Here is an 11,808-nt window from a genome sequence, read left to right as displayed (position 1 = left end):
ATTCCCGTTTCCCCACTCCCGGCACCTATATGGCTGAGGCGGGAATGGAGAATGGAGAATCGGGAATGGTCAGAAGCGCTACGCTTGCGCTGTTGACGTTTCCATTCCCCATTCCCGTTTCCCCATTCCCGGCGCCCTGAATGCACTGCCCCTTCTGCCAGCACACCGATACCCGGGTGATCGATTCGCGCGTGTCCGAGGACGGCGCGACGATCCGCCGGCGTCGCGAGTGCGAGGCCTGCGGTGAGCGCTTCAGCACGCTGGAGACGATCGAACTCAAGCTGCCGACGGTGATCAAGAGCGACGGCGGCCGCGAGGCGTTCGATGCGCGCAAGCTGCGCACCAGCTTCGACCGCGCGCTGCAGAAGCGGCCAGTGGCCGAGGAGCAGATCGAGGCAGCGGTGCGCGCGGTGGTGCATCAGTTGCGCATGTCCGGCGAGCGCGAACTGCCTTCGATCCGGGTCGGCGAGTACGTGATGGCCGAGCTGCGCAAGCTCGACCACGTCGGCTACGTGCGCTTCGCCTCGGTGTACCGCAGTTTCCAGGACGTGGCCGATTTCCGTGAGGAGATCGAGAAGCTCGAGCGCGAGTTGCCGGTGGGCAGCGAGCAGTTGCCGCTGCTGGACCTGGTGCGCGCGGCCAAGCCGGGCGACAAGACCGGCAAGCGCTGAGCGCATGCGCATCGTCTGTCTGGCCGAGGCCGCGCAGCACATCCCCGCGTTGGCGCAGGAGCATCTGCACGCCTTCGGTCCCCTGTTGCCGGAATGGAACGTGGTGGAGGCCGAGGCCGACCTGCGCAGCCACCGCGACGAACGCCGCATCCCCACCAGCTGGATCGCCCTGGACGGCGAGGACTGGCTGGGCTCGGTGAGCCTGCTGCAGAACGACGACGCGCGCATCCGCCAGTTCTCGCCGTGGCTGGCCACGCTGTACGTGCGGCCACAGGCGCGCGCTGCCGGTGTCGGTGCCGCCCTGGTCGCGCACTGCGTGCAGGCCGCCGCGCGCTTCGGCGTGCAGTGGCTGTACCTGTATTGCGAGCCGGTGCTGGTGCCGTTCTACGAGCGCCTGGGCTGGCAGCGCCACGCCGACCTGCCGCTGGGGCCGCTGCAGATCGTGGTGATGCGCATCGACGCTGGCGGCGCTGCCACATGAGCGACCCGCAGGCGCCAGGCTTCTCCGCCGACGACCATCGCTGGATGGCGCAGGCCCTGCGCCTGGCCGAGCGCGGCGCCTACACCACGCGGCCCAATCCGATGGTCGGTTGCGTGATCGTGCGCGACGGCGCGGTGGTCGGCGAGGGCTTCCACCAGCGTGCCGGCGGGCCGCACGCGGAGGTGTTCGCGCTGAGCGCCGCCGGCGAACGCGCCCGCGGCGCCACCGCCTACGTGACCCTGGAGCCGTGCGCGCACTACGGCCGCACCCCGCCGTGCGCGCTGGCGCTGATCGAGGCCGGGGTGGCGCGGGTGGTGGCGGCGATGGCCGACCCGTTCCCGCAGGTCAACGGCGGCGGCTTCGCACTGCTGCGCGAAGCCGGCATCGCGGTGCAATCCGGGTTGATGCAAGCGCAGGCGCGCGCGCTCAACCGTGGCTTCCTGTCGCGGGTGGAGCGCGGCCGGCCGTGGCTGCGGATCAAGCTCGGTGCCAGCCTCGACGGACGCACCGCCCTGGCCAGCGGCGAATCGAAATGGATCACCGGCGCGGCGGCGCGCCAGGACGTGCAGCACTGGCGCGCCCGCGCCGGCGCCATCCTTACCGGCGCCGGCACCGTGCTGGCCGACGATCCGGCGCTGACCGTGCGCCTGGATGCGGCGACCGAAGTGGAGCCGCCGCTGCGCGTGGTGCTGGACGCGCAACTGCGCAGCCTGGCGCAGGCCAAGGTCCGCGACGGCAGTGCGCCGACCCTGTACCTGCATGCGCCGGACTGCGTGCCGCCGGCGCTGGCTCACGCCGCGTTCGCCGCGGTGCCGCTGCACGACGGCCGCTGCGACCTGCACGCGGCGCTGCGCCTGCTCGGCGAGCGCGGCATCAACGAGGTCCAGGTCGAGGCCGGGGCGACGCTGAGCGGTGCACTGCTGCGCGCCGGCCTGGTCGACGAGGTGCTGGTGTACATGGCGCCGCTCCTATTGGGCGATACCGCGCGTCCGCTGCTGGCCGGGCTCGGCATCGAGACCATGGCGCAGCGGGTACCGCTGCAATTGCAGGACGTGCGCCAGCTCGGCGACGACCTGCGCCTGCTGCTGCGGCCGGCGATCGCCGCCAGCGCGGGGGCGGCCTCGCCCTGAGCGATCGCCGGTGATGCGCGTCGCCGCGCGCAAGGTTGCCGTGCGCACCGCGACGCTTTGTCCCACCGGTGGCGCGCTGTACCGGGCGGCCGCTGCGGCCGCGCCTGCTAGAATGCCCGAGCCGGTTCGCCGGCGACCACAAACGTCTTCAGGGCGGGGTGCGATTCCCCACCGGCGGTAGGTGCGTTCGCGCACGAGCCCGCGAGCGCTTCCCGGCGCAGGTGCGACGCGCCGGCTCGGGAAGGTCAGCAGATCCGGTGCGATGCCGGAGCCGACGGTATAGTCCGGATGAAAGAAGACGGCCTTCGCGCAGCCTTGCGGCTGTGCGCGTGCCTGTTTGCCTTGTGGCGTTTTTCGCTCACCCCATTGCGAGAAACGTAGCTATGTTCACCGGAATCATCGAAGGCGTCGGCCATCTCGCCGCACGCCAGCCGCAGGGCGGCGATCTCCGCTTCACCTTCGCCACCGGCAGCCTGCCGTTCGCCGACGTGCGCCTGGGCGAGAGCATCGCGGTCAACGGCGTGTGCCTGACCGTGGTCGCCTTCGACGCGGCCTCGTTCCAGGCCGACGCCTCCACCGAGACCCTGGCGCTGACCACGCTTGGCCGCCTGGCCGAGGGCGCGATACTGAACCTGGAGCGGGCGATGCGCCCCAGCGACCGCCTCGGCGGGCACCTGGTCAGCGGCCATGTCGACGGCCTCGGCGAGGTGCTGTCGATTCACGACGATGCGCGCGCGCAGCGCTGGCGTTTCGCCGCGCCGGCGTCGCTGCTGCGCTACATCGCCAAGAAGGGCTCGATCTGCGTGGACGGGGTCAGCCTCACCGTCAATGAAGTCGACGCCGAAGGCTTCGAGGTCGCGCTGATTCCGCACACCGTCGCGCACACCGCGTTCGCGCAGACCGCCGTCGGTGCGGCGGTGAACCTGGAGATCGACCTGGTCGCGCGCTACGTCGAACGCCTGTTGCAGGGCCGCCAGGACTGATCCTGGCCGCGTCCGGCCTTCTGCCTCTCCGCCACGCTGCGCCGATGCCTGCGGCACGCGCGGCACCTTCCGTCTTTCCGCGAGTCCCCGCATGTCGCCTTCCGTTACCCCGAGCCTGAATTTCGCCTCCGTCCCCGAGCTGCTGGAAGAACTCCGCGCCGGCCGCATGGTGGTCATCGTCGACGACGAGGACCGCGAGAACGAGGGCGACCTGATCATGGCCGCCGAACTGGTCAAGCCCTCGGACATCAATTTCATGGTCACCCACGCGCGCGGCCTGGTGTGCCTGTCGCTGACCCGCGAGCGCTGCGCGCAGCTGGGCCTGGCGCCGATGGTCCAGCGCAATACCGCGCAGTTCCATACCAACTTCACCGTCAGCATCGAGGCCGCCGAGGGCGTCACCACCGGCATCTCCGCCTACGACCGCGCCCACACCGTGCGCACCGCGGTCAAGCCGGACGCCAAGCCGCACGACCTCAGTCAGCCCGGCCACATCTTCCCGCTGATCGCCCAGCCCGGCGGCGTGCTGACCCGCGCCGGCCACACCGAGGCCGCCAGCGACCTGCCGATGCTGGCGGGGCTGGAGCCGGCCGGTGTGCTGGTGGAAGTGCTCAATCCCGACGGCAGCATGGCGCGGCGTCCGCAGTTGGAAGAGTTCGCCCGCACCCACGGGCTGAAGATGGGCTCGATCGCCGACCTGATCGCCTACCGCCTGGCCACCGAGCACACCGTCGAACGCATCGACGAGCGGCCGATCGAGACCGAGTTCGGCGGCTTCACCCTGGTCACCTACCGCGACCGCATCGCCCACGATCTGCACTTCGCGCTGGTTCGCGGCACCCCGGATGCCGAGACGCCGACCCTGGTACGGGTGCAGGTGGAAAACCCGCTGGCCGACCTGCTGCACTGGCGCCGCGACGATTTCGGGGTGGCCGCCAGCGACGCCCTGCGCGCGATCGCCGCCGCCGAGCGCGGGGTGATGGTGGTGCTGTCGGCGCCGCGCGACAGCGAGGCCTTGCTGGCGCGGCTGCGCGCGCAGCCGGAGGCGGCGCACGGCAAGGACGTGGGCCAGTGGCGGCGCAACGGCGCCGGCAGCCAGATCCTGGCCGACCTGGGCCTGGGCAAGCTGCGCGTGCTCGGCACGCCGCGCCGGCAGATCGGCCTGGCCGGGTTCGGGCTGGAGGTGGTGGAGCATGTGGAGCCGGGAATCGGGAATCGGGATTGGGGAATTGGTAAAAGCTGATCCCGCGCGATTCCTGCCATTGGCGGTGCCTGGGCCTTCTGCAAGGTGCCCCTGGAGCGCTTCCTCGGGACGCGGCCCCACCGCCTGCTAAACTCTCCCACCCCCTCAAGCTGCCACCGCCATGTCCCACTACGAAGGCGACCTCCGCACTCCCGAGTCGGCGCGTTTCGCGATCATCGCCAGCCGCTGGAACGCCCGCATCACCGACGTGCTGGTCGCCGGTGCGCGGCAGAGCCTGGCCGGCAACGGCATCGCCGATGACGCGGTGGACGTGATCCGGGTGCCGGGCGCGTGGGAGTTGCCGCTGGTCGCCGCCCGCCTGGCCGCGGCCGGCAAGCATGCCGCGATCATCGCGCTGGGTTGCGTGATCCGCGGCGACACCCGCCACTACGAACACGTGGCCGACGGCTGCGCCGAGGGCCTGCTGCGGGTGTCGCTGGACTTCCGCATCCCGGTGCTCAACGGCGTGCTCGCGGTGGAGCAGGTCGAGGATGCCGAGGCGCGCGCCGGCGGCAGCCATGGCAACAAGGGCGAGGAAGCGGCGCTGAGCGCGCTGGAGATGGTCAACCTGCTGGAGCTGCTGCCGTGAACAAACCCGCTGGCCACAAGCACCACCCCCGCCGCGACGGCGTGGATCCGGTCCTGCGTTCGCGCGCGCGCCGGCGTGCGCTGCAGGCGATCTACGCCTGGCAGATCTCCGGCGGCAACGCCCAGCACGTGATCGCGCAATTCGCGCACGAGCAGGCGCACGAGATCGCCGACCTGGTGTACTTCGAGAACCTGGTCGAAGGCGTGCTCAAGCACCGTGCCGAACTGGACGCAGCGCTGGTCGGCTACCTGGACCGCACGGTCGAGGAAGTGGACGCGATCGAACGCGCGGTACTGCGCCTGGCCGCCTACGAACTGCTGCACCGCATGGACGTGCCGTACCGCGTGGTGATCAACGAAGCCATCGAGACCGCCAAGCGCTTCGGCTCCGAACACGGCCACACCTACGTCAACGGCGTCCTGGACCGCGCCGCGCTGGAATGGCGCGCGGTGGAGTCGGGGGGCTGAGGGGCTGGGAATGGGGAAAAGGGAATGGGGAATGGCAAAAGCAACTGCCGTCCCCTCCGAGATCGCCGGCGCGCCGGTTGTTGCTCCTGCTTTTCCCATTCCCGACTCCCCATTCCCGATTCCCAGCCCCCCATGCCCGAATTCGATCTGATCGAGCGCCTGCGTGCGCGCAGCCGGGCGCGGGACGACCTGCCGCTGGGCATCGGTGACGATGCGGCCTTGCTGCTGCCGCCGCCGGGGGAGTTGCTGGCGATCACCACCGATACGCTCAACGCCGGGGTGCATTTCCCGGCCGAAACCGCGGCCGCCGACATCGGCTGGAAGACGCTGGCGGTGAATCTGTCGGACCTGGCAGCGATGGGCGCGCAGCCACGCTGGTGCACCTTGTCGCTGTCGCTGCCGCAGGTCGACATGGCCTGGGTCGATGCGTTCGCCGAGGGCTTCTTCGCCCTGGCCGATGCGCACGGCATCGGCCTGGCCGGCGGCGACACCACGCGCGGGCCGCTGGCCTTGTCGGTCACGGCAATCGGCAGCGTGCCGGCGACGATGGCGCTGCGCCGCGATGCCGCGCAGCCGGGCGACGAGGTCTGGGTGACCGGCCAGCCGGGCGAGGCGGCCGCGGCGCTGGCGCTGTGGCAGGCTGGGCGCCTCGACGTGACCGCGCCCGCCGCCGATCCCGTGCACGAACGCCTGCGCCAGCGCCTGCTGCGGCCGACGCCGCGGGTCCAGGTGGGCCTGCGCCTGCGTGGCCTGGCGCGGGCCTGCGTGGACGTCTCCGACGGTCTGCTGGCCGACCTGGAGCATATCTGCGCGCGCAGCGACGTCGGCGCCGAACTGGAGCTGGCCGCGCTGCCGGCGGTCGCCGCCCCGGCCGACGCGGACCCTGCGCAGGTGCACGCCTGGCAGCTGGGCGGTGGCGACGACTACGAACTGTGCTTCACCGCCGACCCGGCGCAGCGCGCGGCGATCGTGCAGGCGCTGCAGGCGGTCGGGGTCACGGCGACGCCGATCGGGCGCATCGTCGCCGGCAATGGCATCGCGGTGTGCGATGCCGACGGCCAGCGGTGGCAGCCGCCGCGAAGCGGCTACCAGCACTTTTTGAGCTGAGCCGCGCGGCCTGGGCGCACGCCGGCCACCGGCCGCGGCGCCAGCACGTTCGGGCCGCCCGCCAAGGTCCTTCCATACTGTGCCGCACTGCGGCGTGAATATCGCCCGTACCCGGTGGTACGGTCCGCCTGCCCGGCCCCGTGTCGAGCCCTTGTCACCGTTCTGGCAGTACCGTTCCGGCAGCCGGCCATTCCGGTCCGGCGCCGCTTGGGAGGCAGTCCATGCGCATGTCCGTGTCACGTCGCATCGCCCTCGGCGCGATGTTGCTGGTGTTCTCCGCCGCCGCGGCCGCGGCCGGCTTCACCAAGCAGTACCAGAGCATTCCCAGTTTCGACGGCACCAAGCTCGGCGCGCTTGTCCTGGTGCCGCAAGGGCAGGGGCCGGGGCCATTCCCGCTGGTGGTGATGCCGGCCAGCTGGTCGTTACCCAACCTGGAATACGTGGGCCGCGCCAGCGAACTGGCCAACGACGGCTACGTGGTGGTCAGCTACACCTCGCGCGGCTTCTGGGATTCGCAGGGGCTGATCGACATCGCCGGGGCACCGACGGTGGAGGACGTCAGCGCAGTGATCGACTGGGCGCTGGCCAACACCCCGGCCGACGCCAAGGCGATCGGCGTCTCGGGCATCTCCTACGGCGCCGGCACCAGCCTGCTCGCCGCCGCGCGCGACCCGCGCATCAAGGCGGTGACCGCGCTCAGCGGCTGGGCCGACCTGCAGGCCTCGCTGTACGCCAACAGCACCGTGAGCCAACAGGGTGTGGGCCTGCTGGTTGCCGCCGGGGTCGCCACCGGTCGGCCCGGTCCGGACCTGGCGCGGATCACCGCACACGTGGCGGTGGGCGACTACGACGGCGCGGTGCAGGGCTTCCTGCCCAAGGCGGCCGAACGCGGCGTGATCAACGAGGTGCAGGCGCTCAACCGCAACGGCCCGGCGGTGCTGCTGGCCAATGCGTTCAACGACGGCCTGTTCCCGCCGAACCAGTACATCAACCTCTACAACCGGCTCAGCGTGCCCAAGCACCTGATGTTCAGCCAGGGCGACCACGCCACTGCCGAGCTGCCGGGCGCGCTGGGCCTGCCGAACCAGGTGTATACCGAGGCCACGCGCTGGTTCGACCGTTACCTGAAGGGCCGCGACAACGGCGTGGACCGTGAAGCGCCGGTGCAACTGGCGACCCTCGGCGGCACCTGGCTCAGTTATGCCGACTGGAACAGCGTACAGGCCGGCGCCACCCGCTACGGCCTGACCGGCCCCAGCGGCCTGTTGTTGCCGACCGGGTCGCTGACCAGCGGCAACAGCAGCGGCTGGAACTACCGCATCGCCACCGGCGTGCCGACCCTGGCCGATTCCGGCGTGGTGATGGTCAGTGGTCTGTTGCAGGGCCTCGGCCAGCCGGTAACCACCTCGATTCCGCTGGTCAGTCGGGTGGGTGCCGCAGTGTGGAGCGGCCCGGTGCTGTCCAGCGACAAGCGCCTGGCCGGCGCGCCCTCGCTGCGCCTGACGGTGACCCCGAGCCAGTCCAACGTGTCGTTGTTCGCTTATCTGTACAGCATGGACGGCACGGGTTCGGCGCAGTTGCTGAGCCATGTGCCGTACACCCTGCGCAACGCGACGCCGGGCACGCCGGTGACGCTCGACCTGGCGCTGCAGGCGACCGCGGTCGAGATCCCGGCCGGCCGCCGCCTGGTGCTGGTGGTGGACACCACCGATCCGCGCTACACCTCGGCCAGCCGTTTCGGCGGCACCGTGAGCTTCAGCTCGCCAGCGGCGACGCCGTCGTTTTTGAGCGTGCCGTTACATTGAGGTAGTGCGGCGTTTCCCTTCTCCCCTCGGGAGAAGGTGCCCCGCAGGGGCGGATGAGGGTACGGGCGCAGCCTCGTGCAGTTGGATCAGCGCAGCGCTTCGCGCGTCGGACCCTCACCCCAACCCCTCTCCCGATGGGAGAGGGGCTTTGGCTTCTCCCTTCTCCCACCGGGAGAAGGTGCCCCGCAGGGGCGGATGAGGGTACGGGCGGAGCCTCGTACAGTTGGATCAGCGCAGCGCTTCGCGCGCCGCACCCTCACCCCAACCCCTCTCCCGATGGGAGAGGGGCTTTGGCTTCTCCCTTCTCCCACCGGGAGAAGGTGCCCCGCAGGGGCGGATGAGGGTACGGGCGGAGCCTCGTACAGTTGGATCAGCGCAGCGCTTCGCTTGCCGGACCCTCACCCCAACCCCTTTCCCGATGGGAGAGGGGCTTTGGCCTCTCCCTTCTCCCACCGGGAGAAGGTGCCCCGCAGGGGCGGATGAGGGTACGGGCGCAGCCTCGTGCAGTTGGATCAGCGCAGCGCTTCGCGCGCCGGACCCTCACCCCAACCCCTCTCCCGGCGGGAGAGGGGCTTTAGCTTCTCCCTTCTCCCACCGGGAGAAGGTGCCCCGTAGGGGCGGATGAGGGTAGGGCGTAACCGTGTACAGCTGGATCAGCGCAGCGCAGCGCAGCGCTTCGCGCGCCGGACCCTCACCCCAACCCCTCTCCCGGCGGGAGAGGGGCTTTGAGCTTCTCCCTTCTCCCATCGGGAGAAGGTGCCCCGCAGGGGCGGATGAGGGTACGGGCGGAGGCTCGTACAGTTGGATCAGCGCAGCGCTTCGCGCGTCGGACCCTCACCCCAACCCCTCTCCCGGCGGGAGAGGGGCTTTGGCCTCTCCCTTCTCCCACCGGGAGAAGGTGCCCCGCAGGGGCGGATGAGGGTACGGCACCGCGCATCGCCACAGCAGCGCGCACACCACGCCAGCACAGCACACGAATTTACGTAGCTTTTATTCAAACCCGCCTGCGCTTTGCAACGAAGATATCCGGCGATTCCTATACTTTCCGCGCTGACGACGGGGATGCTTGCGTGGAATCGATGGCTGCAATCTTGAGCGTGTCGCAGGCCGCACCGATCGCCTGCAGGCGCCGCGTGCCGCAGACGCAACGGCGTGCCGTCCGCGTCCGCGTGGCGGCCATGCCACCTGCGCCGCGACGCCACGATGGCTGCCGCAGCGCGCTGCAGCATCCGCCGCCACACGGCCGCGCGCGTTCACTGCACGCGCGTTGACGACATAGCGCCGCCGCCACCGCGGCGCTGCATTCCAACTCCCTCCCCGCGATGCGTTACCCGGCGTATCGCCTGCGATGGCGCGTGCGCGTGAGGCGGCGCGCCGTCGTTGCCCCCTCCACCCAACGAAGGACGGCTCGTTGCGAGCCGACGTCGCGATGTCCATGAAGTTCCATCCCCTGTTCCTGTCCCTGGCCGTGCTGTGCGCCGGCGATGCCGCCGCCGTGGGCCTGGCTGCGCCCGTGTCGGAGGCGATGCCGGCGTCGGAGCCCGCCCCCGTGCCGTTGGCACGCAGCGCAGATTGTTCCAATGGCTTCTTCTCGCGCCTGGCCTCGGCCTATCGCGAGGATGCGCAACCGGCCGATCCCGATGCGCCGACGCCGGCGCGCCGCGGCCTGGCGGCGCCGTTCTCCTCGCCGCCGTTTCCGTCGGCCGAATGGCAGCTCGGCGCGGTGGACTATCCGGTCGGCGTGCCCAACGAGAACGCGCAGTATCCGGTGGAGAAGGCGCTGGCCTGCACGCGCGTGGGGCAGTGGATGCAGCGCAACCGCATCGAGCTGTACGGCTGGATCAATCCCTCGCTCAATGCCAGCACGTCCTCGCGTACCAACTATCCGCTGTCCTACTCCACGCGACCCAACCGCGGCGAGTTCAACCAGGCGCTGATCCGCCTGCAGCGCGTGCCGGACACGGTGCAGACCGATCATGTCGATTGGGGCTTCCACTTCGACGACCTGTACGGCTACGACTACCACTACACCACGATGAAGGGCGTCACCAGCGACCAGTTGCTGCATCATCCGCAGTCCAATAGCGCGCTCAACGGCAAGATCTACGGCAACGATCCGATGATCGCGCACGTGGACGTGTACCTGCCGTCGGTGGCGCAGGGCATGCTGGTCACGGTCGGCCGCTACCTGTCGCTGCCCGACATCGAAGCGCAGTTCTCGCCGAACAATTACCTGCTGACCCATTCGATCCTTTATACGGTCGATGCCTATACCAACATGGGCATCCTCACCACCACCAAGCTCAACGACCAGTGGACGCTGCAGCTCGGCGTGCACGGCGGCGACGATTCGGCGATCTGGGACGCGACCAGCCGCCTGAGTGCGCAGGCCTGCCTGCGCTGGGTCTCCAGGAGCAACGACGACATGCTGTATCCGTGCGTGGAGTCGTACAACAACGCCGCGCAGACCTACAACAACCTGCAGGAATTCGTGCTCACCTGGGGCCACCGCTTCTCGCCGAAGGTGCACATGCTCACCGAGGCCTACCACATCTACGTGCGCGACCAGGCGCTGGCCACCGATCCGTCGCAGTCGCACGCGCCGAGCGGGCGCCCGGGCTATGCGCTGGGCGAGGCGCCGGACTTCCCGCTGGGACGCAGCAGCGCCGATGCCATCGTCAACTACGTCAACATCCAGCTCGGCGCGTCGGACATGCTGGCGATCCGCAACGAGTTCGTGAACGACCACGACGGCCAGCGCACCGGCTTCGCCACGCGCTACTCCAGCCACACCATCGGCCTGACCCACTGGGTGTCGCAGGACCTGGAGATCCGCCCCGAGCTGCGCTACGAGCACGCCTATGATTTCCCGGCCTACGACGGTGGGCGCCGCAATCATCAGGCGACGGCGTTGATCGACGCGATCCTGCATTACTGAGCACTGCACTCGCGCTGCCGGCGCTGGCAGCGGCGATGCATCTGCAACGTGCGGCGCGATCGCCGGCGCCGCACGGTTTTACGCAGAATTTATGCGTGCCGCGCGCCTTCGCCACGGAGAGTTTATGGCGACGGCTCCGATAATGCCGGCCTGGGCCAGAAGGCCTGTCCGACCCGGCGTGCGTGGCCATGTTGCGCTTCCCTTCTGCCTCCGTGCGCATGCCGCGTCCGGCGGTGTTCCCACACGATTGCGGCCTGCCCTGCGGCGGGCCGTCCCTTTGTTTCGGAGTTGAGACCATGAGCGGTTGGCTTTCGTTCGTTTGCGGCGTGGCGGTGATCGTCGCGGCCGGTTACCTGCTGTACGTGATCCTGCGCCCCGAAGATTTCTGAGCCGA

The 11,808-nt window shown here is 70.0% G+C and carries 11 protein-coding genes and 1 riboswitch; all 11 genes read left to right on the top strand.

The window, feature by feature from the left end:
• Window positions 1–140 precede the first annotated feature (140 nt).
• The 11 genes from nrdR (at window position 141) to RAB70_RS21065 (ending at window position 11,803) form a co-directional block, all read left to right on the top strand.
• Window positions 141–671 (top strand): transcriptional regulator NrdR, encoded by a 531-nt coding sequence (gene nrdR / locus RAB70_RS21115; protein WP_010340907.1) that lies wholly within the window; start codon window positions 141–143, stop codon window positions 669–671.
• A 4-nt stretch (window positions 672–675) separates the two neighbouring features.
• Window positions 676–1,152, top strand: coding sequence for a GNAT family N-acetyltransferase (locus tag RAB70_RS21110; RefSeq protein ID WP_148829929.1), 477 nt, complete (start codon window positions 676–678; stop codon window positions 1,150–1,152).
• Entirely contained in the window at window positions 1,149–2,282 is a 1,134-nt protein-coding gene (gene ribD / locus RAB70_RS21105; RefSeq protein WP_148829928.1) for a bifunctional diaminohydroxyphosphoribosylaminopyrimidine deaminase/5-amino-6-(5-phosphoribosylamino)uracil reductase RibD, read from the top strand. The genes RAB70_RS21110 and ribD overlap by 4 nt, the downstream gene beginning before the upstream one ends.
• Before the next feature lie 140 nt (window positions 2,283–2,422).
• A riboswitch (FMN riboswitch) is annotated at window positions 2,423–2,586 on the top strand.
• Between the two features lie 79 nt (window positions 2,587–2,665).
• Entirely contained in the window at window positions 2,666–3,265 is a 600-nt protein-coding gene (locus RAB70_RS21100) for a riboflavin synthase (protein ID WP_017910049.1), read from the top strand.
• A 115-nt stretch (window positions 3,266–3,380) separates the two neighbouring features.
• The gene (gene ribB / locus RAB70_RS21095; RefSeq protein ID WP_148829932.1) at window positions 3,381–4,508 is read left to right on the top strand and encodes a 3,4-dihydroxy-2-butanone-4-phosphate synthase; all 1,128 of its coding nucleotides are present in this window, start codon (window positions 3,381–3,383) and stop codon (window positions 4,506–4,508) included.
• 121 nt (window positions 4,509–4,629) lie between these two features.
• Window positions 4,630–5,097: a 6,7-dimethyl-8-ribityllumazine synthase gene (gene ribH, locus RAB70_RS21090; RefSeq protein WP_017910047.1), complete on the top strand. Its 468-nt coding sequence runs from the start codon at window positions 4,630–4,632 to the stop codon at window positions 5,095–5,097.
• Window positions 5,094–5,564 (top strand): transcription antitermination factor NusB, encoded by a 471-nt coding sequence (gene nusB, locus RAB70_RS21085; protein ID WP_017910046.1) that lies wholly within the window; start codon window positions 5,094–5,096, stop codon window positions 5,562–5,564. Before ribH ends, nusB begins: the two co-directional genes overlap by 4 nt.
• A 132-nt stretch (window positions 5,565–5,696) precedes the next feature.
• Window positions 5,697–6,671: a thiamine-phosphate kinase gene (gene thiL / locus RAB70_RS21080; RefSeq protein ID WP_148829927.1), complete on the top strand. Its 975-nt coding sequence runs from the start codon at window positions 5,697–5,699 to the stop codon at window positions 6,669–6,671.
• A gap of 221 nt (window positions 6,672–6,892) precedes the next feature.
• Entirely contained in the window at window positions 6,893–8,476 is a 1,584-nt protein-coding gene (locus RAB70_RS21075) for a CocE/NonD family hydrolase (protein ID WP_148829926.1), read from the top strand.
• A gap of 1,429 nt (window positions 8,477–9,905) precedes the next feature.
• Window positions 9,906–11,414, top strand: a complete 1,509-nt coding sequence (locus RAB70_RS21070; RefSeq protein WP_148827907.1) for an outer membrane beta-barrel protein — start codon at window positions 9,906–9,908, stop codon at window positions 11,412–11,414.
• A 296-nt stretch (window positions 11,415–11,710) separates the two neighbouring features.
• Window positions 11,711–11,803, top strand: a complete 93-nt coding sequence (locus tag RAB70_RS21065; RefSeq protein ID WP_010341961.1) for a potassium-transporting ATPase subunit F — start codon at window positions 11,711–11,713, stop codon at window positions 11,801–11,803.
• Window positions 11,804–11,808 lie beyond the last annotated feature (5 nt).

The sequence above is a fragment of the Xanthomonas sontii genome (genome assembly GCF_040529055.1).
In the GTDB taxonomy this organism is placed as follows: Bacteria; Pseudomonadota; Gammaproteobacteria; order Xanthomonadales; family Xanthomonadaceae; genus Xanthomonas_A; species Xanthomonas_A sontii.
The sequence above is the reverse complement of the archived record's forward strand: the minus strand, read 5'-3'. Positions and strand labels throughout refer to the sequence as shown.

What these genes read in the sequence shown, in the direction of transcription:
- nrdR (WP_010340907.1), top strand. Translation starts at nt 141, where the DNA reads ATGCACTGCCCCTTCTGCCAGCACACCGATACCCGGGTGATCGATTCG.
- RAB70_RS21110 (WP_148829929.1), top strand. Translation starts at nt 676, where the DNA reads ATGCGCATCGTCTGTCTGGCCGAGGCCGCGCAGCACATCCCCGCGTTG.
- ribD (WP_148829928.1), top strand. Translation starts at nt 1,149, where the DNA reads ATGAGCGACCCGCAGGCGCCAGGCTTCTCCGCCGACGACCATCGCTGG.
- RAB70_RS21100 (WP_017910049.1), top strand. Translation starts at nt 2,666, where the DNA reads ATGTTCACCGGAATCATCGAAGGCGTCGGCCATCTCGCCGCACGCCAG.
- ribH (WP_017910047.1), top strand. Translation starts at nt 4,630, where the DNA reads ATGTCCCACTACGAAGGCGACCTCCGCACTCCCGAGTCGGCGCGTTTC.
- thiL (WP_148829927.1), top strand. Translation starts at nt 5,697, where the DNA reads ATGCCCGAATTCGATCTGATCGAGCGCCTGCGTGCGCGCAGCCGGGCG.
- RAB70_RS21075 (WP_148829926.1), top strand. Translation starts at nt 6,893, where the DNA reads ATGCGCATGTCCGTGTCACGTCGCATCGCCCTCGGCGCGATGTTGCTG.
- RAB70_RS21070 (WP_148827907.1), top strand. Translation starts at nt 9,906, where the DNA reads ATGTCCATGAAGTTCCATCCCCTGTTCCTGTCCCTGGCCGTGCTGTGC.
- RAB70_RS21065 (WP_010341961.1), top strand. Translation starts at nt 11,711, where the DNA reads ATGAGCGGTTGGCTTTCGTTCGTTTGCGGCGTGGCGGTGATCGTCGCG.